The following is a 21023-nucleotide window of genomic DNA, read 5'->3' on the forward strand; positions in this document are numbered from 1 at the left end:
TGGCCGTCCCCATGAGCGCCCAGGCGGCGACCGGCACCCTCACGGTCAACGGCGGCGAGAAATTCATCAATCCGCACGACGGTGCGTGTTTCTCCTGGCCGAAGAAAGGCTTGGACATCAAGAACCAGACGAACCGCGAAGTGGTGGTGTACCGGGGAACGAACTGCACCGGCACCGTCGGACAAGTCGTCCCGCCGGGAAAGTCGGCCAAGGCGCCGCGGGGTGTGAGTGTGAAGATTCAAGGCTGATGCGCGAGGACGGAACGGACTTCCGCGCTGGTCGGGCGGTCGCCCGGTAGGGGACTCAGCATCGCCTCGATCAGCCTGCCGAACAGGCCCGGCACGGTCACCGGGCGGTGCGGGGTGGTGGCGACGGCTTTCCGCTGTACGGTGCGCGGCGCGTCGTCCGGATAGTCCACATGCCGCCACCCCGTCGCGCTGACGAAGAATGAAGCGCCCAGCGCGTACACGTCCGATGCGGACGTGGGTGCCACTGTTCCCGTTTCCAGCAAGCTCCGGGAGATTTCCGGGCTCTCGAAATGGACGAGGCTCCCCGGGTACGGGAAATCGACCGAATCCGGCACCGGACCGCCGCGCGCCAGGGCGAGGTCGATAAGCGTCGCGGTGCCGTCGGGCCCGATGATGAGATGCGCCGGCTGGATGTCCCCGTGGACCCACCCCGCCTCGTGCAGTACGGCGAGCGCGTCGGCGCACGCGTGCGCCGCGTCGAGGGACGGCTCACGCTCGCCGCTGCGCTGCGGCTCCCACAGTTCGTAGAGGCTGGGGCCCTCGTGCCACGGCTGCGCGTTCCAGGTTCCGTACGGCCACGTCCCGTAGACCGCGAACGTCTCCAGCAGTTGCAGCACCACGGCTTCACGGGCCGGGGCCACCCCGGCCCAGTCGCACCCGGGGTGTTCATCCGTCTCGGGTACCGGCCGCCCGACCTTCACGGCGTACCGCTCCGCCGCGGTCCGTACGTCCCAGACGGTGGACCCGCGGCGATTGGTCACCAGGCGCACCCCGGTGGGGGTGAGGGCCACGGCCACGCCGTTCGGGAGGGGGCAGGGTGAGCAGGGTTCCACGGTGCCGGTCCTTTCCGGGGGCGGGGGCTAGGCCTTCGGCGCGCGGATGGTGCGCGGCCGTCGGACGTGCTCGTCGAACCGGATGTGTGTACCGCACGTTTCCCGTGTGTGCTTGGCCGCCCAGACGTCCAGCGCCCGGGGGTCGGTGACGCGGGGTGAGCGGGCCCAGCAGGGGCCGGAGGCGTCTTCGTGTACGCATTCCAGGCGGTAGGTGGCGGGCTGTTCCGAGGTCATTTCGTGCCCCTCTCGTGTGCGGGTTTCCTGACCAGCCAACTCCGGTACGTAATGCGGCGGTACGGTGCTCACGCAGGCGCAGCTTTAAAGCCTTTAAAACGGGAGTTGAGCGGCCATGACACAGCGGACACCGAACGGCGCCCTGCAACATCTCTTCGCAGAGAGCGGATGGACTCTGGACCAGTGCGCGCGAGCGGTGAACCGGGTGGGCACCGAGGTCAGCAGACGATTGCGATACAACGAGTCCGCCGTGCATCACTGGCTCGGCGGGACACTGCCGCGCGAGCCCGTGCGCTGCATCATCCTGGAAGCGTTCTCCCGGCGGCTCAACCGTCCCGTCACCCATGCGCAGGCGGGTTTTCCCGCGCCAGCCGGTCAAACGTCCGAATTCGTGGGTACGGTAGAAGGGTTGGCCGAACTGGGGAGCATGGACGTGGACCCATCGCGACGCGGACTGCTGGGTGCTGGGCTTTTCTCCGTCGCCTTGACCATTCCTGGCTGGCCGGACGTCGTGGCCAGGGCCGAAGGAATCCAGGCCGGGGTGAGCACACGCATCGGCATGAACGACGTGCAGATGGTCATCGCCATGACGGAGCGGTTGTCGGAGCTGGACGACGAATTCGGCGGACGCCATGCACGGCCCATGGCGGCGTCATTCCTGATCAACACGGTGGTGCCGGCCCTTGGCGCGCGTGGCACGGAAGAGACCCGGAAAGCCATGCGGTCCGCCGCGTCGGACCTGTGCTACCTCGCCGGCTACATGGCTGTGGACGAGGGGGAGCAGTACCTGGCGCAGCAGTACTACCTCAAAGCTCTGGAGCTGGCGGGGGCGGCGAATGACCACCTCACGTACAGCACCACCCTTCGTGGCATGAGCGTGCAGGCCGTCGATCTCGGCCACGGCGCCGAAGCCATGCGGCTCGCGGATGCCGCTGCCGCCGCGTCTCCGCAGGTGGGACCGCGTATGCGCGCGTTCCTGGCAGGGCAGCAGGCGCATGCGGCGGCGCAGTCGGGGGATCGGGCAGGTGCGCTGAGCCATATCCGCGATGCGGAAGTCGCGATGGACAAGGCCGAGTCGCGGGCCCAGACGTTCCGCTCATACGATCCCGCGTCGCTCCACTACCACGTCAGTCAGGTGCGCTACGAACTCGGTGACAGGGCCGGGGCCGTCGAGGCGCTGGAGGAGTCGGACCGCGTACGCCTCAGCGTGTTCCGGCGCAGTCGCGTCCACCGACGCGGCCTGCTGGCCGAACGTCAGTTGCAGCTCGGCCACCTCGAAGCCGCCTGCCGAACCTGGAACCTGGCACTCGACGACTACCCCCTGGTGAAGTCCGGCCGAGCCGACGACCGCATGCGGCGGATGGCCGCGTTCATCCGTCCGTACCGGAAGAACGCCGCCGCCCGCGCGCTGTACGAGCGGGCCCGGCCGCTCCTCAAGGTCTAGTACCGGCCGCGTAGCAGACCTCGGGGGCGTCGCCTCCGGTCGGCGCTGTGGCGGCGATGATGGCGTCCAGTTTCTCCCGTGCGGCCAGCAGGCCGGCCACGGCCTCGTTGATGCGGTCACGTTCCCGGTTCAGGTCGGGCAGCAGGCCGGAGCAGGCCGGCGCCAGGGTCTGCCCGTCGTCGACCATGCAGGGCAGCAGTCCGGCGATCGTGGTGGTGCTGAGACCGGCGCCGAGCAACATGCGGATGCCCCGGACGGTGGCTATGTCCTCTTCCGTGAACTCGCGGTACCCGCTGGGCCGTCGCGACGGCTGGAGCAGCCCCTGCTCCTCGTAGTAGCGCAGCAGGCGTTGGCTGACCCCGGTCAGCCGGGAGAACTCCCCCATGCGCATGTGACGACCACCACATCCAGTTGACTCGCACGGCGATTGACTCTCACACCGATGTGAGACAGGAGTCTATTCCGCATGACGCATCAGCAGCCAACGTCCCCTCGACGCACACCCGTTACCGTCCTCGGCCTCGGCCCCATGGGTCTCGCCCTCGCCGAGGCGCTTCTGGAACACGGCCATCCCGCGACCGTCTGGAACCGCACTCCGGAGAAGGCCGACAGTCTCGCCGCCAAGGGTGTGCGGCGCGCGGGGACCGTTGCCGAGGCGGTGTCCGCGAGCCCTGTCACGGTCATCTGTCTCAAGGACTACGCAACCATGTACGCGGTCCTCGACTCCGCCGGTGACGCCTTGAAGGGGCGCTTGCTGGTGAACCTCAACTCCGGTACCCCGGACGAGGCGCGTACGGCGGCCACCTGGGCAAACGGGCGAGGGTGTGCCTACCTGGACGGCGCGATCATGGTGCCGCCGCCGCTCGTCGGGCACCCGGAGTCCGTCTTCCTGTACAGCGGTTCACGGCAGGTCTTCGACGCACACCGGGCGGCGCTGGCGAGTATGGGCGACCCCCGGTACCTCGGTTCCGATCCGAGCCTGGCGGTGCTGTACAACGCGGCACTGCTCGACATGATGTACGCGACCATGAACGGCTTTCTGCACGCCGCGGCGCTGGTCGGGTCGGCGGGCGTCCCGGCGGCCACGTTCGCCGGGTTGGCGCTCGACTGGTTCATGCCCTCGGTGGTGAACTCCACCCTCACCGAGCAGGCTCCCGCCCTGGACAAGGGCGACTACCCGGGCGACGCGGGCACCATGGAGATGAATCTCAACGCGCTCGAACACATCACCCGCACCTGTGCGGAACAGGGGATCCACTCCGACCAGCCGCGGCTGATGAAGGCGATCGCCGAGCAGGCGATCGCCCAGGGCCAGGGAGGCAAGAACTACCTGGCCGTGTTCGAGGTCTTCAAGAAGGCGGCACAGGCTTAGACGCCATTTCGTTTGGTGTGATCTTGCGCCGGCCTGGCACGGTGACTGCCTCGTTTGTTGAGCGGATGGCGCCGGTTGGCCCGTGGGAGTTGCGCCGGCGGGTGGCCCCACCGGCCCTGGAACGCCCGCAGGGCGGCGGTCGGCCGCGGCAGGGGACCGCGAGGTGCCGGCCGCGACCATCTTCGTGGCCACCTCGGGCCACATCTGGAACCAACTGACACCCGTGGGACCACCGGGGCAGGGAGAGGGAGCGGACGTACGAGCGTGTCGTGATCAACGCCGCCTCCGGCGTCACGGACTGCCCCGGGATGCCGAGGAGGTCCGCAGCGACTGCCCGCGCGTCAGCCCGTGAGTACCGCGTGCGGGAAGGCCGAGGTGATGACGCGACTGGCGAACTTCCACTCGCCGTCGGCCCGGATGTAGCGATCGTTGTACGTGACGTGGGCGCGGGCGTGACTGCCGTCGGTCTTCGCAATCTCCACGAGGCAGTTGACCCGGCCTTCACCGTGGTCGCCCTCGATGCTGGTGATCAGGTGGTTGAACATCATGTGGACGACGTGCGTGGAGTTCGCCATGAGCGTGTCGCGGAAGAAGACGCGGATCGCCTCGCGGCCTTCGAACAGTCCGAAGCCGGTTTCGGTCTCGTCCAAAACGCCGTCCTCGACCCAGCAGCCGACGGACTCATCGAGCTGCCCGGAGTCGAAGGCGATCGCGTAGCGGCTGTTGAGGTCCTGGATCTCTGCACGGGCATCACTCATCCAGGAATCGTACGTCAGCGAACACGAGCAGGATCAGGAGGTGCGGCCCGCCGCACCTCTCTGGACGCTATGTCAACTCGTGGTGCGGCGGTGGCACATGAGGGTTGATGCGATGGCCGATCTGTCGCAGGGAGAGCCGCCCCCTTCAAGGGCGCGGACACTGCCCGAGTCGATCACACACCGCGACCAGTCCAGCTCACCCTGGGCGCCGAGCTCGTCGAGGCCCAGGCGGTGGAGCTTGCACACCCGGGCTTCGGTCCACTCGGTGAACCGGCGGAACGCTGTCACTCCCGAGGGCCGAAGCCCGGCGGGAGCTGGTTCCATGTGCACCCCGAGGTGGCCACGAAGATGATCGCGGCCAGGGCCTCCCGGTCACCGTGCCGCCTCCCAAATGGCGTCTTAGCCGATGCGGCGCCGCTCCTCAGAGGTGGGCGCTGATCACGCCGCCGGCGCTGAGCACGAGGTACGAGCCGTTGGCCTCGGCGCCGGTGTCGTGCTGGTTCGCCTCCAGCGTGTCGTACACGCCCTGGGGGCCGGAGATCTGCGCGCGGTAGTGGAGTTCACCGACCTTGGTGACCTTGGCCGTCCAGCCGCCCGCCAGCTTGAAGGTGCCCGGGCCCTGGTGTCCGCCGCCCATCCAGGCGTGCACCCGGCCGTCCGCCGTGAGCACGATGAACATGTCGTTGGCGTCCAGCCCGGTGTGGCGGCCGTTCGCCTCCATCGTGGCCAGGACCGCACCGCGGTTGACGATCTTGGCGCGGTAGTGCTGGCTGCCGAGCTTGTAGATCTCGGCCTTGCTGCCGTCCGGCAGCTTCTCGGTGCGGACCGGGGACGCGCCCTTGGCCGTACCCGCGTGCGCGCTGCCCGACTGCTCGGTGGCGGCGCCCGCCTTGGAGTTGGTCTTGGAGCCGTCCTTGGCGCCGGAGTCTGCCTTCGTGCCGGAGTCCTGCTTTCCGGCGGAGGAGCCCTGCGCGTCCGCGGAGGAACCCGTGCCGTCGGACTCGGCGGCGGCCTTGCCCATGTCCGACTGGCTCGTGGCGGCGGCCTTGGTGCCGGTGCCGTCCGAGCCGGAGCAGGCGGTCAGGGTCAGGCCGGCGGTGGCGATCAGGGCCGCGGCGGCCACCCGCAGGGTGCGGCGGCGGGCGGTGCGGGCGATGGCGCTGGAGCTCATTTCGGGTCCCCCAGGGGCAGTCGGTGACGTGGTCTCCTCGGTACGTCACCGATCCTGTCCGGGGCCGCTATCGCAGCACTGCCGCTCCGCTAACACCCGGCTAACGGGTGTACGGCCGCTGCTGCACCGCGGTCAGCGCGCGGACGACGAAGACACCGGCCACGGCCGCGCCCACGACGGCCGCGTCGGATACCAGCAGATACGGCAGGTCCGTGTAGGCGCGCACGATGACGTCGTCCGTGGAACCGGTGTACCTCAGCCCCATCCCGCTCAGCACCCCGGCCAGCCACAGACCCCACCACCAGTTCACGACGCTCGGCAGCCGCTTCCCAGGGGCGCTCTTGCGGTAGGCATCCGCGACGATTCCGCGCGGCACCCACAGGTTCATGACGGGCACGATCCAGCCCAGGTAGACCCAGAACCCGGCGTAGCGCGGCGGCTCCCCCGACAGGACGCGCGCGTTCTCCCGTACGCGCAGCAGCCACACCAGGAAGGCGACCGCGCACAGCACCATGGCCGCATCCCCCAGGGTGCTGACTATGTGGTACGCGTCCTCCAGGCCGGTCAGCGGGCGGTGCCGGCCGTTGCCCTGGTCCGGAGGCCCGGAGGACGGCTGCCCCGTCGTGGCGAGCCGGACCTGCCACACGGCCCGGGCCACCCAGGCGGCACCGGCGAGGACGAGGCCGGTGACCGCGGTACGGGCCGGGCCCCGGACGGGATGCAGAGTGGGCAGTGTGGTGTCGTTGTTCACCCGGTCATCCTGACCCACGGCAAGCACCTGATGCCAACCATGATCACTGACGCGCTGTCAGGTCTTCCCCGCCCACTTCCTCCCCGTCCGCTTCCTCTCCGTCCACCGGCAGCTCCACCACCAGCCGGAACCCCCGCCGCCCGTCCGGCCCCGAGTCCAGCGTGCCCCCGGCCGCCGCGAGGCGTTCCGTGAGGCCCTTGAGGCCGGTGCCGCCGGAGGTGGAAGGCGTCGCGGACGGCGCGGCGGGGCCACGGCCGTCGTCGGTGATGGTGAGGCGGGCGCGGCCGGCGGAGGCGTCGGTGCGGACCTCGATCTCGCAGCGGGTGGCGCCGCTGTGGCGCACAGCGTTGGTGACACCCTCGCGCACCACCCAGCCGAGCAGCGCACTCGCCTGCGGGGGCAGCGGCGGGCCGGATTCGCGTACGACGGGTTCGATGTCGGCGGCCTGGAGGGCGGAGCGGGCGCGGTCCAGTTCCGTACCGAGGCTGCCCTCGCGGTAGCCGGTCACCGCTTCGCGGATCTCGGTCAGCGCCTGGCGGCCCACCGCCTCGATGTCGGCGGCCTGGCCGAGCGCCGCGTCCACGTCGCGCGGCGCCAGCCGCCGTACCGCCTCCGCCTTGACGACGATCACCGAGAGGGTGTGGCCGAGCAGGTCGTGCAGATCGCGGGAGAAGCGCAGGCGCTCCTTCTCCACGGCGGTGCGGGCCAGCTCCTGGCGGGTCGCGTCGAGCTGCTTGATGGTGTCGAAGAGGTGCAGGACGGTGGCGGCGATCATGCCGGAGAAGAAGGTGGCGTACCCGATGGCGGCGGACATCCAGTGGTCGGCGAAGCGCCAGCCCGAGATGGTGCCCGCCGAGCCGCTGAGGACGACCAGCACGACGAAGTGCGGTCTGCCGTGCAGGGCCCGGACCGCGCCGGAGGCCAGCGACAGGAGCGGGAAGAACAGCAGCCAGACGTGGCCGAAGGAGAGCACGATGGCGTAGGTGACCGCGGTCAGGGCGGCGAAACCGTACAGCGGGACCCGGGAGTCGCGGTAGCGCGGGTTGAAGGCGGAGAAGACGACGAAGATGTAGATCGAGTTGAAGGTGAGCAGGCCGAGACCGGCCAGCCAGGTGTTCTGGTCCTTGCCGCTGATGATGTTGGAGAGGGCGCCGACGCCCATCAGCAGCCACGGCAGGAAGGTCTGGGGGCGCGGGCCCTTGCCCTTGGCGTACATGGAGGACCCGTGGCGACGACGGCCCGCCGCCGCCAGGGCCTCGCTCGGCCCGTCGTCCAGGTTGAGTAGGCCGGTCCAGCCGGGGGCGGTCGGCTTGCAGGTACGGGTACGGCGGTTACGGATACGGCTGCGAAGCCCGCCGGGGCCGCCCCGCCCGCCGTCCCGCTCGTCGCACCCGTTCTTCTCGGTCTGCCGGTTCCTGCCCACGTTCCGTACTGCCTCTTCCCTGTTCCGCGCCGCTGACGGCGCTGTACAGCGCCTTGCCGCGCTCCGCTCGCGACGCTACCGGGGCCGCCGCCGGGCCCGGCAGAGGTGAATGTACGCGGCTGGTGGGGACAAATGTCATGGAGGCGGACGGGTCGGAGCGGGGCATCTGCCTGACGGGGTGTCAGGGGTTCCCGGCTTCTGCCGGATCGGCTATACATGAAAGCCGTCGGATAGAACGCGTTCTAGAACGGGACGCCCGGGCGCCGTTGCCGGCCATGGCGGGCCCGGACCGCCGACCGCAGGCGACCCCGGCGCGGCCGACGGTGCGGACGGCCGCGTCGGGGTCTTCACACCGTGGTGAAGGAGCAGCAGCCCCATGCCCATCGACGCCGCCCAGGCCACCTCCGCCGAGCCGCGGACCACCGACCTCGCCTGGGAACCCAAGGACGTCCTGCTCTACCACCTCGGCATCGGCGCGGGCGTGCCCGCCACCGACCCCGGCGAGCTGCGCTACGCCCTGGAGAGCAAGCTGCACGTGCTGCCCAGCTTCGCGACGGTGGCGGGCGGCGGCATGGCGCTGGCCGGCGGCCTCGGCGCGCCGGGCATCGACGTGGACCTCGCCGCCGTACTGCACGGCGGCCAGACCGTGACCCTGCACCGGCCCATCCCCGTACGGGGGCGGGCCGTCCAGACCTCCACCGTCCCGGCCGTGTACGACAAGGGGAAGGCCGCGGTCATCGTGCTGCGTACCGAGACGGCCGACGGCGATGGGCCGCTTTGGACGTGCGACACGCAGATCTTCGTCAAGGGGGAGGGCGGCTTCGGCGGGGAGCGCGGACCGTCCAGCCGGCCGACGCTGCCCGAGCGCGCGCCGGACCGTACCGTCGAGCGCCACGTACGGGAGGACCAGGCGCTGCTCTACCGCCTGTCCGGCGACTGGAACCCGCTGCACGCCGACCCCGAATTCGCCAAGCTCGCGGGCTTCGACCGGCCGATCCTGCACGGGCTCTGCACGTACGGCATCACGCTGAAGGCGGTGGTGGACGAGATGCTGGACGGCGACGTGGCGCGCGTCGCCGCGTACTCGACCCGGTTCGCGGGGGTGGTCTTCCCCGGCGAGACGCTGCGCGTACGCATGTGGCAGGAGCCCGGACGGGTCCTGGTGTCGGTCACGGCCGCCGACCGGGACGACGCGCCGGTCCTGGTGGACACCGCTGTCGACATCGACCCGTCGGGTACGTGAGCACGCCCTCCGCCGCCTGACCATCCGACCCCGCCGCCCCGCGAAGGGAGCGCACCATGCGCGCAGCGATTCAGCACCAGACAGGGCAGGAGAAGCTGGAAGTCCTCGACGGGATCGAGGCGGTGGGGTTCGGTCCCGGCAAGGTGCGCATCCGCATCCGGGCGACCGGGCTGTGCCACTCGGACCTGTCCGCGATGAGCGGGGTGCTGCCGCAGCCCGCGCCATTCGTCCCCGGGCACGAGGGCGCGGGCGAGATCACGGAGGTGGGCGAGGGCGTCCAGGGACTCGCGGTGGGCGACCGGGTGCTGATGTGCTGGCTGCCCGCCTGTGGTACGTGCCCGTCCTGCAAGCGCGGCCAGACCCAGCTGTGCCTGGCCGGGTTCATGAACGCCGGGACGCCCAACTTCCGCCGCCCCGGCGCCGACCCGTCCGACGTCTTCGGCTTCGCGGGCACCGGCACCTTCGCCGAGGAAGTGGTGGTCGCGGCGAACTGCGCCGTACCGATCCCGGACGACGTGCCGTACGAGATCGCGGCGCTGATCGGCTGCGGGGTGACCACGGGGCTGGGCGCCGCCGTGAACACCGCGCGGGTGGAGCCCGGCGCGTCCGTCGCGGTGATCGGCTGCGGCGGCGTCGGGATCTCGGCCGTCCAGGGCGCGCGGGTGTGCGGGGCCGCGCAGATCGTCGCGGTGGACCCGGTGGCCGCGCGCCGCGAGGCGGCCCTGCGCTTCGGCGCCACGGAAGCGGTCGCCCCGGAGGAACTGGCCGACGCCAAGCAGCGCGTCACCGCAGGCGAGGGCTTCGACTACGTCTTCGAGGTCGTCGGCAAGTCCGCCACGGCGCGGACCGCGTACGAGGCGACGCGGCGCGGCGGGACGCTCTGCGTGGTCGGCGCGGGGGCGATGGACGACCACTTCCAGGTCAACATGTTCGAGCTGTTCTTCGACGAGAAGCGCATCCTGCCGTCGCTGTACGGCGGCGGGGACGTGCTGCGCTCTTACGAGCGGGCCATCTCCCTGTGGCGGGCGGGCCGGATCGACCTGGCAGGGATGATCACCCACCGGGTGCGGCTCACCGAGATCAACGAGGCGCTGGAGCAGATGCGGACCGGTGTGGCGCTGCGTACGTGCGTCGAGATGTGAGCCGTCGCCGAGAGGCGATCCGTCCCGGCGCGGGGAGACGGGTCCCCGGTCTCCTGCGCGCCCCCGACGAACGAGAGGAAGCCACACCGTGAGCGCTCCCACCGCACCGCCTGAACGGCCGCTCGACGGACTGACCGCGATCGTCACCGGTGCCGCCCGCGGCCTGGGCCGGGCGGAGGCGCGGGAACTGGCGCGGCTCGGCGCGGCGGTCGTCGTCAACGACTACGGGCAGCCCGGCCGGGACGGCTCCGGCGCGGCGTCCGCGGCCCCGGCCGAGGAGGCCGCCGCCGAGATCCGCGCGGCGGGCGGCGAAGCCGTCGCGCACGTCGGCGACGTCGCCGACCACGAGACGGCCCGCGATCTGGTCCACCAGGCCGTCGCACGCTGGGGGAAACTGGACATCCTGGTCAACAACGCGGGCATCCTGCGCGACCGGATGGTCTTCTCCATGACCGAGGACGAATGGGACTCGGTGATCCGCGTCCACCTCAAGGGCCACTTCAACACCACCCACTTCGCCGCCGCCCACTGGCGCGAGCGCTCCAAGGCCGCCGGTGCCGCCGTGTACGGGCGGATCGTCAACACCTCCTCCGAGGCGTTCCTCGCGGGCGCGGCGGGCCAGCCCAACTACGCGGCGGCCAAGGGCGGCATCGTCGGCCTCACCACGTCCTCGGCGCTCGCGCTGGCCAAGTACGGCGTCACCGTCAACGCCATCTGCCCGCGCGCCCGCACCCGGATGACCGAGGACGTGTTCGCCGGGTTCGGGGTGCCGGAGGACGGGGCCCTCGACCCGCTGGCGCCCGAGCACGTCGCGCCGCTGGTCGGCTACCTGGCCTCGCCCGCCGCCGCACGGCTCAACGGGCAGCTGCTGGTGGTGCACGGCGGCATGGTCGCGGTGGTCGAACGGCCCAGGGTGGCGGCCCAGTTCGACACGGCGAAGGACGCGTTCACGTACGCGGAACTGGACGGCCTGCTGACGCCGTACTACGAGGAGCGCCCGCCCGACGAGACGTTCGCGGCGGCGGAGGTGCTGGGCCTGAAGAGGCGCTGAGATCCCGGCCCCGTATGTCAGTGGACGATCGACACGATCCGGCAGGCGGCCTCGGCCAGTTCGCGGTCGCCGTCGATGCGGGCACGGGCCAGGGCGGTGTCCGGCTGGATGCCGCGGGTGCACAGGCGCCAAGCGGTTTCCGCGTCCAGACCGACCAGCGCTGCGGGGCGTGCGCCAGCCGGTTCGGCCAGTGACCAGCGTGGTTCGGTGGCCGTCACGGTCCAGGTGCCGCCGGCCGGGCCGTCGATCCGTACCTGGATCTGCGTGCCGGCCGGCGCGCCGACCTCGGCCAGGGTGTGGGGCAGCGCCCGCATGAACGTGTCCAGCACCACGGACAAGAGCCGCGGATCGGGGTCGGTGTCCTGGCCGATCGCGTGCCGGATCTGCTGGCGGTGCGTCCAGAACTCGGTCAGGTCCCGGGCGCTGTCCAGCCACATCGGCGCCGGGTCCGCACCGGCCCACGACACACCCAGGGACGGGGCCTGCGGGTCGGCGCCCTCGAAGAACCGGGCGACCTGCCCACCCATCAGGCCGAGGGTGTCGGTGAGCGCGGCCGGGCCAACCCGGGAAAAGGCGTCCACCCATTCCTGGTTGATGCGGTGGATGAACGCCTCCAGCGTCTCGCCCGGCGCGAAGACGGGGCCTTCCCGGTGGCCGTCACGGTCGCGGGAGAGGCGCCCGTAGAAGTCGCCCAGGAGGTGGGCGACGAGATCGCGGACGGTCCAGCCCGGCACCGCTTCCCTGCTCCAGTCGCCGGGTGCCAGACCGCGCACCGTGGCCATCAGCGCGGCGTGTTCGGGAGCGAAGAGGAAGCGGGCGTCGATCGGCGGGCCGAGCCAGGAGTGGCACGGGTGGTGACGGTGCGAGGAGTCCATGGCCCGAGCCTGCCGACCGAACGGCCCGGTGGCTACCGGAAATGCGGTTACGTGGTCCGGCGGTGCCGGCCGTTCGGGGACGCGTCGGTGTCCTCCGAGGCGGCCGGGCCGCGGTGCTTGCCGGAGCTTGCCGCCGTGGCGGCCCGGTCGGCGTCCTGCGGGCGCGCCTGGGTCGTGTCGGTTCGGGCTTCGGACATGTGGGGAGTCACTCCGTCGGATCGCTTACGGCTGTACACGGCGGGGCCTGGCCCCGCGGCGGCTGGGACGCGCCGCGGGAAGGCCGTCGGTGGCCGGTCGACCGCTGATCCTAACGAAGCGAAAGATCTTGCTCTACCGGGCCTCCCGGACCGTCGGCGGGGCCTGTTGCAGTGGCGTTCGTTGCAGTGGTGCTTGTTGCAACGGCACCGGCCTGTACGGAGAGGGATGCGCGGGAACGCCGTACGGTTCCTGGGTTACGGGTTCCGCTTGTGTGGGTGTCGTGGAGGCGGCGACGGGCGGGGGCGGCGGCGGTTGCGTATGCGGCGCCGTAAAAGGGGGAGTTGGGGGAGTTGAGGGGACCCGTACCCATCGTGCGGGCCTGCCCGGGATGCCGGCGGGCACGAGGTCCCCGGCGGGGGCGGGCGCGTCCGTGCCGGTCGAGGCCTCGGTGGGCGGGTCGTCAGGCGCTTCCCCCTGGGGCCGCGCCCCCGTCGTGGCGGCCGGCAGCCGGGCCAGCTCGCACGGTACGGCCGGTGTCACGCACGGCAGCCGCAGTTCGCCGTCGGCCGACCACAGTCCCGTACCCGCCAGCCAGCCGCGCGGCGCCGGGAGCTGCCGCAGCCGCCGCTCGACGGGCCGCCACACGCCCAGCCATGTGCCGTTGACGGCGTCGATGCGGAACGCCACCGCGCTGCTCTCCGGCGCGAGCGCCTGCCCCGGCTGCACGGCGAACGGCTGGAGCGCGGCGTCCGGCAGTCGCAGGCACTCCGGGAAGCGCACCGGCAGCGCGCTGCCGAGCACGCCCCAGCCCAGCCGGTCGTGCCCCGCCGCGTCCGACCGCAGCACCAGCAGGCCGCTGTCCGGATCGGCCAGCAGCAGCCGGTCGTTGCTCTCCTCGGTGATCTGGAGCAGCGGGCTCACCTCGCCGCCGCGCTCCAGGTCGACCGCCACCGTCTTGGTGCGGCCGTCCAGCTCCTGGTCCAGCGCCAGCAGCCGTCCCGTACGGTCCAGCCAGACGCCGCCCGTGCAGTGGCCCTGGATCTCGGCGACGCAGGTGGGGACGGTGCGCGCCTGGCCGGGGACGGGGGAGTGGCGGCCGTCGTGCACCAGCCACAGCACGGTGGAGTGCTCGCCGGGCGCGAGGGCGTAGGCGCGGCTGCCGCACGGCGCGGCGGGCAGCAGGGTCAGTTCTGCCGCCTCGACGGTGCCGAGCGGGAGTTCGCCGGTGCCGGGGCCGGTCGGGTACAGCAGGCCGAGCGCGTGGCGGTCGGCGGCCCGGCGCCGGATCAGCACCCGGCCGTCCGCCAGGGGCAGCAGCCGGGTGTCCGCCTCCTCCGGCCGGTGGCCGGGCAGCGGGACGGCGTACGGCTCGGGGCCCGCCAGCGTCCAGCGCTCGGGGAACCAGTTCCCGCTGCTCTCGTGCCAGGCCAGCCGGGCGGCGTACGAGCCGTCGGCGGCGATGGTCAGCGCCGTGGGGTGCGGCCGGGTGTCCGGCTTCGCGGCCTCCTCGGTGACACAAGCTGTCATCGAGTGCTCACCTCCTGTCAGTGCGCCCGAAGCTAGTTTTCGCACGCCCAAACGATCAGAGAAGGTTGCGGCAGTTCACGCAAAAGTGTGGCGGATGTCCGGTTCGCCTTGAGGTGGCGGGGGAGGATGTGCTGGGGGGAACGGAGGTGGCCGGAGGGGACCGGGACGGGCCCGGGCGGGCTTAAGGTAAGGCGGACCTAACCTCATGAATGGCTTCGCTTCCTGAGCGACCCCACTTCATGACCACTGCATGACCACTTCATGATTCGAGCCCTGGAGCGCGTGATGTCCCCTCGCCGCCGCGGAATCACCGCACTGGCCCTCGCCGTCACCGGCGCCCTGTCCCTCGCGGCCTGCGGGTCGGCGGGCCCGGACGGCGCGAAGAGCGACCACGGCGCCGGATCGAAGGCCGTCGCGCAGGGCGGCAAGGACTTCGGCAAGGCCGCCGAGGAGACGTCGAAGATGGGCACCGACGCGGCGCCCGGCCAGTTCCCGCGGACGGTCCGGCACGCCATGGGGCACACGGTCCTGAAGGCCGCGCCCAAGCGTGTCGTCGTCCTCGACGTCGGCGAGCTGGACAACGTCGTCTCGCTCGGCATCAAGCCGGTCGGCTACGCGCCCGCCGAGGGCGACGCCGGGGTGCCCGACTACCTGAAGGAGGCGGCCGGCGACCCCAAGAGCGTCGGCACCATCAACAGCCTCAACCTGGAGGCCATCAACCAGCTGAAGCCGGACCTCATCCTGGGCAGCAAGCTGCGCGCCGAGAAGCAGTACGCGAACCTGGAGAAGATCGCGCCGACCGTCTTCTCGATCCGGCCCGGATTCACCTGGAAGCAGAATTACCTGCTCAACGCCGCCGCCCTGGACAAGACCGCGGAGGCGAAGGCCAAGCTGACGGCGTACGGGAGCAAGGCGCGGAAGCTGGGCGCGGACATCGGCCCGGACAAGCCGACGGTCACGATGCTGCGCTACCTGCCGCAGTTCACGCGGCTGTACGCCAAGCAGTCCTTCATCGGCACCATCCTCCAGGACGCCGGGCTTCCGAGGCCGAAGAACCAGCAGGTGAACGATCTGGCGACCGAGGTCAGCCCGGAGAACATCAACCAGGCCGACGCCGACTGGATCTTCACCGGCGTCTACGGCGACCCGAAGTCCACCAAGCGCGACACCGCCGAGGGCAACCCGCTGTGGAAGAACCTCAAGGCGGTCAAGGCCGGGCATGCCAAGGACGTACCGGACGAGACCTGGTACCTGGGACTCGGCGTCACCGCGGCCGACAGCGTCCTGGACGATCTGCGCGGCTTTCTGGTGAAGTGAGGCGGTCGCTTCCCCGGTGAGCGGCCGGCGGCCTCCCGGTGAGCGACCGGCCGCCCGCCCGGTGCGGCGGCGCTCCGCCCCGCGGCCCGGCGCCGGGGCCCCGCCCGTCCGAGCGGCCCGTCCGAGCGGCCCGGCACGGGGGCACGGCTGGGAGGTAACCTTCCCCCGTGCCCGTACTGTCTGAAGTCCTCGCCGCGCTCGACGCCCTCTGGCCCCCCGAGCGGGCCGAATCGTGGGACGCCGTCGGCACGGTCTGCGGTGACCCGGACGCCGGGGTGCGCCGGGTCCTGTTCGCCGTCGACCCCGTGCAGGAGATCGCCGACGAGGCGGTCCGGCTCGGCGCCGACCTGCTCGTCACGCACCACCCGCTCTACCTGCGCGGTACGACCACGGTCGCGGCCGGCACCTTCAAGGGCCGCGTCGTGCACACCCTGATCAAGAACGACATCGCGCTGCACGTCGCGCACACCAACGCCGACACCGCCGACCCCGGTGTCTCCGACGCCCTGGCGGGCGCGCTGGACCTGCGGGTCCTCGGCCCCCTGGTGCCGGACGCCACCGACGCCCACGGCCGCCGCGGCCTGGGCCGGATCTGCGAGCTGCCGCACCCGATGACCCTCGCGGAGTTCGGCCCGTACGCCGCCGCCCGGCTGCCCGCCACCGCGCAGGGCGTCCGGATCGCCGGCGACCCGGACCGTACGATCCGTACCGTCGCCGTCTCCGGCGGCTCCGGCGACAGCCTCTTCGACGACGTACGGGCGGCGGGCGTGGACGCGTTCCTCACCGCCGACCTGCGCCACCACCCCGCCTCCGAGGCGACCCAGAAGAGCCCGCTGGCCCTGCTGGACGCCGCCCACTGGGCCACCGAGTGGCCCTGGTGCGAGCAGGCGGCGGCCCAGCTCGACGAGATTTCCGACCGGCACGGCTGGAACCTGCGCACCCACGTCTCGCGCACGGTCACCGACCCCTGGACCGCCCACGCGGCGTCCGACGCCCGCACGACCCCGACCACTACCACAGGAGCCCCCCGCTGAACGCCGCGCCCGCCGACCAGATCCGCCTCCTCGACGTCCAGGCCCTGGACGTGAGGCTCAGCCAGCTCGCGCACAAGCGCAAGACCCTGCCCGAGCTGGCCGAGATCCAGACCCTGGAGGGCGACCTCACCCAGCAGCGCGACCTGCTGGTCGCCGCGCAGACCGAGGAGAGCGACACCACCCGCGAGCAGACCAAGGCGGAGCAGGACGTGGACCAGGTGCGCCAGCGCGCCGCCCGCGACCAGCAGCGCCTGGACTCCGGCACCATCACCTCGCCCAAGGACCTGGAGAACCTCCAGAAGGAGATCGCCTCCCTCGCCAAGCGCCAGGGCGACCTGGAGGACGTCGTCCTGGAGGTCATGGAGCGCCGCGAGTCCGCCCAGGAGCGGGTCGCCGAGCTGACCGGACGCGTGGAGTCCGTACAGGCCAAGGTCAACGACGCGACCGCGCGCCGGGACGCCGTATGGGGCGAGATCGACGCCGAGGCCGACACGGTCCGCAAGGAGCGCGAGCTGACCGTCGCCGACATCCCGGCCGACCTGCTCAAGCTCTACGACCGGCTGCGTGAGAAGCACGGCGGCCTCGGCGCCGCCCGCCTCTACCAGCGCCGCTGCGAGGGCTGCCGCCTGGAGCTGGACATCACCGAGCTGAACGACGTGCGCACCGCGCCCGCCGACAAGGTCGTGCGCTGCGAGAACTGCAGCCGCATCCTGGTGCGCACGCCCGACTCGGGTCTGTAAACCGTGGCCCGTACGTTCGTCGTCGAGGCCGACGGCGGGTCCCGGGGCAACCCGGGGCCCGCGGGCTACGGCGCGGTCGTCATCGACCCGGAGTCCGGGCAGCCGCTCGCCGAGGCCGCCGAGTACATCGGCACCGCCACCAACAACGTCGCCGAGTACCGGGGCCTGCTGGCCGGCCTGCGGGCCGCGCACGCGCTGGACCCGGAGGCGGAGGTGCGGGTGCGGATGGACTCCAAGCTCGTCGTCGAGCAGATGTCGGGCCGCTGGAAGATCAAGCACCCGGACATGCGGCCGCTGGCGGCCGAGGCGCGGACCGTCTTCCCGCCCGGCCGGGTGACGTACGAGTGGATCCCGCGCGAGCAGAACAAGCACGCCGACCGGCTCGCCAACGAGGCGATGGACGCGGGCAAGGCGGGGCGGCAGTGGGAGCCGCGCGACTCGCGGGCCGAGCTGGACGCGGGCGGTGCGGCGCGCAGTGCCGCGGCTCAGGCGGCCGACGCGGCGGCCGAGGCCGCGGAAGCCGCCGAGCCGAAGGCGCCCCCGGTGGGCTGGGCGTCCGCCGACCTCGGCGCGCCCACCACCCTCGTCCTCCTGCGGCACGGCGAGACGGCCCTCACCCCGCAGAAGCGGTTCTCCGGCAGTGGCGGCTCCGACCCGGAGCTGTCCCCGGCCGGACACCGCCAGGCCGAAGCGGTCGCCGCCGCGCTCGCCGCGCGCGGCACGGTCCAGGCCGTCGTCAGCTCGCCCCTCAAGCGCTGCCGGCAGACGGCCGAGACCGTCGCGGCCCGCCTCGGCCTGGACGTACGGATCGACGAGGGCCTGCGCGAGACCGACTTCGGCGCCTGGGAGGGCCTGACCTTCGCCGAGGTGCAGGAACGCCACCCGGAGGACCTGGCCGCCTGGCTGGGCTCCGCCAAGGCGGCGCCCACCGGCGGCGAGTCCTTCGCCGCGGTCGCCCGCCGCGTCGCCCTGTCCCGCGACAAGCTGCTGGCCCGGTACGCGGGCCGGACGGTGCTGCTGGTCTCGCACGTCACACCGGTCAAGACGCTGGTACGCCTCGCCCTCGGCGCCCCACCGGAGTCGCTGTTCCGCATGGAGCTGTCGGCGGCGTCGCTGTCGGCCGTCGCGTACTACGGGGACGGGAACGCCTCGGTGCGGCTGGTGAACGAGACGGCGCATTTGCGCTGAGCGGCGGAGCGGGCCTGGGAGACAGTACGGGGCCGCGGGCGGGGTTCTTCCCGCCACCGGGCAGGATTTCACGTCACGGAAAGGGCCCGCACGGCACCGTGCGGGCCCTTTCCGTGACCGCCCGGGCCGTTTCCCGTCACCCTCCGAGCCCTTTCGGCCCCCTTCCCGCCCGCTTTCTTCTGGCGTGAACCCTGCGCTTTTCACCGGGCCCGGACCGGTTCATGCCACTGGCTTGATTGGTTCCTTGTAGCGCGCCGCCCGCTTTCCTAGCGTCGCTGGCACACCAGGGCGCGACCAGCGTCCTTCCCTCGCCGTATGCGCGAATTCCGCATGCTTTTACGGAGGTTGGTATGCCGAGCGAGTACACCGGGCCCGTCGAGATTTCCGCGTCCGTCGCGGAAGCCAACCGGAAGGCCGCGGAGCGCCTCCGGGAAGGCGGCTCGCGGGACTTCGAGGACGCGCAGCGGGGGCTGCTGGCGGTGCCGGGCATACCGGCGATCCCCTCCCGGTCGGACAGCGGCAAGGTGGTGTGGAGCTTCGCCGACTACGGCTTCCTCACCGACGGCGACGAGCAGGCACCCCCGACCGTCAGCCCGAGCCTGTGGCGCCAGGGGCGGCTCACCGCGGTGGCCGGGCTGTTCCAGGTCACCTCCGGCACGCGGGGCGCCGTCTACCAGGTGCGCGGCTACGACCTGTCCAACATGACGATCATCGAGGGCGACACCGGGATCGTCGTCATCGACCCGCTGGCCTGCTACGAGACCGCGCAGGCCGCCCTGAAGCTGTACCGCGACACCACCGGGAACCAGAACCCGGTCCGGGCGCTGATCTACACCCACAGCCACGTCGACCACTTCGGCGGCGCCCGCGGCCTGTTCGCCGAACGGAACGACGAGGTGCCCGCCGACCTCGCGGTCCTCGCGCCCGACGGGTTCCTGGAGCACGCCGTCAGCGAGAACGTCTACGCGGGCCCGGCGATGCAGCGCCGCGCCGGGTACATGTACGCGGCGGAGCTGGACAAGGGCCCGTACGCGCAGGTCGGCTCGGGCCTGGGCCTGACCGTCTCCACCGGCGAGGTCACCCTGCTGCCGCCGACCGACTACATCGGCAGCGCCCAGGCCGTCACCAGCGACGACTGGTCGCCCGACGACGTCATCCCGTGGCGGGAGGGGCTGCACCGGCGCGTCCTCGACGGCGTACGGCTGCTCTTCCAGCTGACGCCCGGCACCGAGGCGCCCGCGGAGATGAACATCTATCTCCCCGAACTGCGGACCCTGTGCATGGCGGAGAACGCCACCCACAACCAGCACAACATCCTCAGTCTGCGCGGCGCCCAGGTGCGGGACGCGCACGCCTGGGCGAAATACCTCACCGACGCCATCCAGACCTTCGGCGAGCACACCGAAGTGGAATTCGCCTCGCACCACTGGCCGCGCTGGGGCAAGGAAAGCATCCTCGAATTCCTGAGCAATCAGCGCGACATGTACGCGTACCTGAACGACCAGACGCTGCGGCTCATCAACCGGGGACACACCGGAATCGAGATCGCCGAGGAACTCCGGCACCTGCCGGCCGGCCTTGCCGAACACTGGTACAACCAGGGTTACTACGGTTCCCTCAGCCACAACTTCAAGGCGGTCTACCAGCGTTACATGGGCTGGTTCGACGGAAATCCGGCCCACCTGTGGAATCTGCCGCCCACCGCGGCCGGCACCCGCTACGTGGCGGCGATGGGCGGCGCCGAGGCCGTCGTACGGAAGGCGCAGGAGACGTACGACGGGCGCGAAGGCGACCCGGACGCGTACCGCTGGGTCGTGGAACTGCTCAACCACGTCATCTTCGCCGACCCCGCCACCGTCTCCGAGAAGGCGGTCCAGGACGCCAAGGCCCTCCAGATCAAGACCTTCGCGCAGCTCGGCTACGGCGCCGAGAACGGGCCGTGGCGCAACTTCTTCCTGACCGGCGCCGAGGAACTGCGTTCCGGCCCGCAGCCGCCCACCAGCAAGGGCGCGCCGGACCTGGTCCACAGCATGACCCTGGAGCAGGCCTTCGCGGCGATGGCGCGCAGCGTGGACGGGCCGAAGGCGGCGGAGGAACAGCGCGCCGCGATCGTGCTCCACTGGGACTTCACCGACACGCGGCAGGAGTGCACCACGACACTGCGCAACGGCGTCCTGGTGTACGTGGCGGGCACGGACCTGTACGCGGGCAAGCCGCAGGCCACCATCGTCCTCACCAGGGCGGCGTTCGACTCGCTCGTCCTCGAAGGACCGCTGTTCCAACGGAACTTCGACGCGGCGGTCGAGGCGGGCACCGTCCGCGTCGACGACCGGACGGCGGCGGACACGGTGTTCGGGTACCTGACGGTGCCGGACCCGGTGTTCCCGATCGTCGCGCCGTAGCGTCCGCCCGCCGGGGCTGACCGCTCGCCCGGCCGCGGTCCGCCCGCCCGCGTCTGCTCGTCCGGCCGCGTC

The 21023-nt window shown here is 71.7% G+C and carries 21 protein-coding genes and 2 pseudogenes; 12 read left to right on the top strand and 11 right to left on the bottom strand.

The features are described 5' to 3' along the window. The first annotated feature begins 11 nt into the window (after positions 1-11). A complete protein-coding gene (locus IH45_RS0113255) occupies positions 12-248 on the top strand; it encodes a hypothetical protein (RefSeq protein ID WP_030666466.1) in 237 nt (78 codons plus the stop codon). Here the strand turns inward: IH45_RS0113255 and IH45_RS0113260 are convergent. Together IH45_RS0113260 and IH45_RS0113265 are read right to left on the bottom strand one after the other, a co-directional pair. Continuing rightward, complete coding sequence (locus IH45_RS0113260; protein ID WP_030666469.1) at positions 239-1081, bottom strand: protein kinase family protein; 843 nt, start codon at positions 1079-1081, stop codon at positions 239-241. The two genes, IH45_RS0113255 and IH45_RS0113260, sit on opposite strands and share 10 nt — an antisense overlap. Before the next feature lie 27 nt (positions 1082-1108). After that, on the bottom strand, positions 1109-1315 hold the full coding sequence (locus IH45_RS0113265; protein ID WP_030666471.1) for a DUF7848 domain-containing protein: 207 nt from the start codon (positions 1313-1315) through the stop codon (positions 1109-1111). Between the two features lie 115 nt (positions 1316-1430). Here IH45_RS0113265 and IH45_RS01000000143580 point away from each other — a divergent pair, with 115 nt between their 5' ends. Further along, the gene (locus IH45_RS01000000143580; protein WP_030666473.1) at positions 1431-2759 is read left to right on the top strand and encodes a hypothetical protein; all 1329 of its coding nucleotides are present in this window, start codon (positions 1431-1433) and stop codon (positions 2757-2759) included. Here the strand turns inward: IH45_RS01000000143580 and IH45_RS0113275 are convergent. Continuing rightward, the gene (locus IH45_RS0113275) at positions 2749-3150 is read right to left on the bottom strand and encodes a MerR family transcriptional regulator (RefSeq protein ID WP_030666475.1); all 402 of its coding nucleotides are present in this window, start codon (positions 3148-3150) and stop codon (positions 2749-2751) included. The two genes, IH45_RS01000000143580 and IH45_RS0113275, sit on opposite strands and share 11 nt — an antisense overlap. A 75-nt stretch (positions 3151-3225) precedes the next feature. On the opposite strand from IH45_RS0113275, the gene IH45_RS0113280 reads away from it, so the two are divergent. Together IH45_RS0113280 and IH45_RS1000000149875 are read left to right on the top strand one after the other, a co-directional pair. Then, the gene (locus IH45_RS0113280) at positions 3226-4131 is read left to right on the top strand and encodes an NAD(P)-dependent oxidoreductase (RefSeq protein ID WP_030666478.1); all 906 of its coding nucleotides are present in this window, start codon (positions 3226-3228) and stop codon (positions 4129-4131) included. Positions 4132-4172: 41 nt separating this feature from the next. After that, positions 4173-4375, top strand: a pseudogene (locus IH45_RS1000000149875) (IS5/IS1182 family transposase); the annotation flags it as partial. Between the two features lie 97 nt (positions 4376-4472). Here the strand turns inward: IH45_RS1000000149875 and IH45_RS0113285 are convergent. The 5 genes and pseudogenes from IH45_RS0113285 to IH45_RS01000000143590 form a co-directional block, all read right to left on the bottom strand. Further along, positions 4473-4889, bottom strand: coding sequence for a nuclear transport factor 2 family protein (locus IH45_RS0113285; protein WP_030666480.1), 417 nt, complete (start codon positions 4887-4889; stop codon positions 4473-4475). Between the two features lie 99 nt (positions 4890-4988). Continuing rightward, positions 4989-5275, bottom strand: a pseudogene (locus tag IH45_RS01000000143585) (transposase); the annotation flags it as partial. Between the two features lie 35 nt (positions 5276-5310). Next, positions 5311-6060 carry a hypothetical protein gene (locus IH45_RS0113295; RefSeq protein ID WP_030666482.1) on the bottom strand — a complete coding sequence of 250 codons (750 nt, stop codon included), beginning with the start codon at positions 6058-6060 and terminating at the stop codon, positions 5311-5313. Between the two features lie 100 nt (positions 6061-6160). Continuing rightward, positions 6161-6829, bottom strand: a complete 669-nt coding sequence (locus tag IH45_RS0113300; protein WP_234440530.1) for a DUF4328 domain-containing protein — start codon at positions 6827-6829, stop codon at positions 6161-6163. 25 nt (positions 6830-6854) lie between these two features. Then, on the bottom strand, positions 6855-8027 hold the full coding sequence (locus tag IH45_RS01000000143590) for a sensor histidine kinase (protein ID WP_050514805.1): 1173 nt from the start codon (positions 8025-8027) through the stop codon (positions 6855-6857). A 583-nt stretch (positions 8028-8610) separates the two neighbouring features. On the opposite strand from IH45_RS01000000143590, the gene IH45_RS0113310 reads away from it, so the two are divergent. From IH45_RS0113310 to IH45_RS0113320, 3 genes are all read left to right on the top strand, one after another. Beyond that, positions 8611-9477 (top strand): MaoC/PaaZ C-terminal domain-containing protein, encoded by an 867-nt coding sequence (locus IH45_RS0113310; RefSeq protein WP_030666488.1) that lies wholly within the window; start codon positions 8611-8613, stop codon positions 9475-9477. A gap of 56 nt (positions 9478-9533) precedes the next feature. After that, complete coding sequence (locus tag IH45_RS0113315; protein WP_030666491.1) at positions 9534-10619, top strand: Zn-dependent alcohol dehydrogenase; 1086 nt, start codon at positions 9534-9536, stop codon at positions 10617-10619. Positions 10620-10707: 88 nt separating this feature from the next. Next, entirely contained in the window at positions 10708-11670 is a 963-nt protein-coding gene (locus IH45_RS0113320; protein WP_030666493.1) for a 3-oxoacyl-ACP reductase, read from the top strand. 17 nt (positions 11671-11687) lie between these two features. Here the strand turns inward: IH45_RS0113320 and IH45_RS0113325 are convergent, their stop codons facing one another. The 3 genes from IH45_RS0113325 to IH45_RS01000000143595 all read right to left on the bottom strand — a co-directional run bounded on the left by IH45_RS0113325 (position 11688) and on the right by IH45_RS01000000143595 (position 14270). Further along, on the bottom strand, positions 11688-12545 hold the full coding sequence (locus tag IH45_RS0113325; RefSeq protein WP_030666495.1) for a maleylpyruvate isomerase family mycothiol-dependent enzyme: 858 nt from the start codon (positions 12543-12545) through the stop codon (positions 11688-11690). 47 nt (positions 12546-12592) lie between these two features. After that, positions 12593-12742, bottom strand: coding sequence for a hypothetical protein (locus IH45_RS1000000149275; RefSeq protein WP_199810661.1), 150 nt, complete (start codon positions 12740-12742; stop codon positions 12593-12595). 133 nt (positions 12743-12875) lie between these two features. After that, positions 12876-14270: a hypothetical protein gene (locus IH45_RS01000000143595; RefSeq protein WP_050514802.1), complete on the bottom strand. Its 1395-nt coding sequence runs from the start codon at positions 14268-14270 to the stop codon at positions 12876-12878. A 285-nt stretch (positions 14271-14555) separates the two neighbouring features. Here IH45_RS01000000143595 and IH45_RS0113340 point away from each other — a divergent pair, with 285 nt between their 5' ends. From IH45_RS0113340 to IH45_RS0113360, 5 genes are all read left to right on the top strand, one after another. Beyond that, a complete protein-coding gene (locus tag IH45_RS0113340; protein WP_030666499.1) occupies positions 14556-15587 on the top strand; it encodes an ABC transporter substrate-binding protein in 1032 nt (343 codons plus the stop codon). Positions 15588-15754: 167 nt separating this feature from the next. Beyond that, positions 15755-16621: a Nif3-like dinuclear metal center hexameric protein gene (locus IH45_RS0113345; RefSeq protein ID WP_030666503.1), complete on the top strand. Its 867-nt coding sequence runs from the start codon at positions 15755-15757 to the stop codon at positions 16619-16621. Continuing rightward, positions 16618-17361, top strand: coding sequence for a zinc ribbon domain-containing protein (locus IH45_RS0113350; protein WP_199810663.1), 744 nt, complete (start codon positions 16618-16620; stop codon positions 17359-17361). The genes IH45_RS0113345 and IH45_RS0113350 overlap by 4 nt, the downstream gene beginning before the upstream one ends. Positions 17362-17364: 3 nt before the next feature. Beyond that, complete coding sequence (locus IH45_RS0113355) at positions 17365-18549, top strand: bifunctional RNase H/acid phosphatase (RefSeq protein ID WP_030666507.1); 1185 nt, start codon at positions 17365-17367, stop codon at positions 18547-18549. A 350-nt stretch (positions 18550-18899) separates the two neighbouring features. Continuing rightward, positions 18900-20951, top strand: a complete 2052-nt coding sequence (locus IH45_RS0113360) for an alkyl/aryl-sulfatase (protein WP_030666508.1) — start codon at positions 18900-18902, stop codon at positions 20949-20951. The last annotated feature ends 72 nt before the right edge of the window (positions 20952-21023 follow it).

Origin of the sequence: Streptomyces rimosus subsp. rimosus (genome assembly GCF_000720725.1) — a bacterium.
In the GTDB taxonomy this organism is placed as follows: Bacteria; Actinomycetota; Actinomycetes; order Streptomycetales; family Streptomycetaceae; genus Streptomyces; species Streptomyces rimosus_A.

Excerpts from the sequence above, each read along its gene's own strand:
- IH45_RS0113315 (WP_030666491.1), top strand. The coding sequence starts at position 9,534 with ATGCGCGCAGCGATTCAGCACCAGACAGGGCAGGAGAAGCTGGAAGTC.
- IH45_RS0113325 (WP_030666495.1), bottom strand. The coding sequence starts at position 12,545 with ATGGACTCCTCGCACCGTCACCACCCGTGCCACTCCTGGCTCGGCCCG.
- IH45_RS0113360 (WP_030666508.1), top strand. The coding sequence starts at position 18,900 with ATGCCGAGCGAGTACACCGGGCCCGTCGAGATTTCCGCGTCCGTCGCG.
- IH45_RS01000000143595 (WP_050514802.1), bottom strand. The coding sequence starts at position 14,270 with ATGACAGCTTGTGTCACCGAGGAGGCCGCGAAGCCGGACACCCGGCCG.
- IH45_RS01000000143590 (WP_050514805.1), bottom strand. The coding sequence starts at position 8,027 with ATGTACGCCAAGGGCAAGGGCCCGCGCCCCCAGACCTTCCTGCCGTGG.
- IH45_RS0113285 (WP_030666480.1), bottom strand. The coding sequence starts at position 4,889 with ATGAGTGATGCCCGTGCAGAGATCCAGGACCTCAACAGCCGCTACGCG.
- IH45_RS0113275 (WP_030666475.1), bottom strand. The coding sequence starts at position 3,150 with ATGCGCATGGGGGAGTTCTCCCGGCTGACCGGGGTCAGCCAACGCCTG.
- IH45_RS0113265 (WP_030666471.1), bottom strand. The coding sequence starts at position 1,315 with ATGACCTCGGAACAGCCCGCCACCTACCGCCTGGAATGCGTACACGAA.
- IH45_RS1000000149275 (WP_199810661.1), bottom strand. The coding sequence starts at position 12,742 with ATGTCCGAAGCCCGAACCGACACGACCCAGGCGCGCCCGCAGGACGCC.
- IH45_RS0113280 (WP_030666478.1), top strand. The coding sequence starts at position 3,226 with ATGACGCATCAGCAGCCAACGTCCCCTCGACGCACACCCGTTACCGTC.
- IH45_RS0113340 (WP_030666499.1), top strand. The coding sequence starts at position 14,556 with ATGTCCCCTCGCCGCCGCGGAATCACCGCACTGGCCCTCGCCGTCACC.
- IH45_RS0113255 (WP_030666466.1), top strand. The coding sequence starts at position 12 with ATGAGCGCCCAGGCGGCGACCGGCACCCTCACGGTCAACGGCGGCGAG.
- IH45_RS0113310 (WP_030666488.1), top strand. The coding sequence starts at position 8,611 with ATGCCCATCGACGCCGCCCAGGCCACCTCCGCCGAGCCGCGGACCACC.
- IH45_RS01000000143580 (WP_030666473.1), top strand. The coding sequence starts at position 1,431 with ATGACACAGCGGACACCGAACGGCGCCCTGCAACATCTCTTCGCAGAG.
- IH45_RS0113295 (WP_030666482.1), bottom strand. The coding sequence starts at position 6,060 with ATGAGCTCCAGCGCCATCGCCCGCACCGCCCGCCGCCGCACCCTGCGG.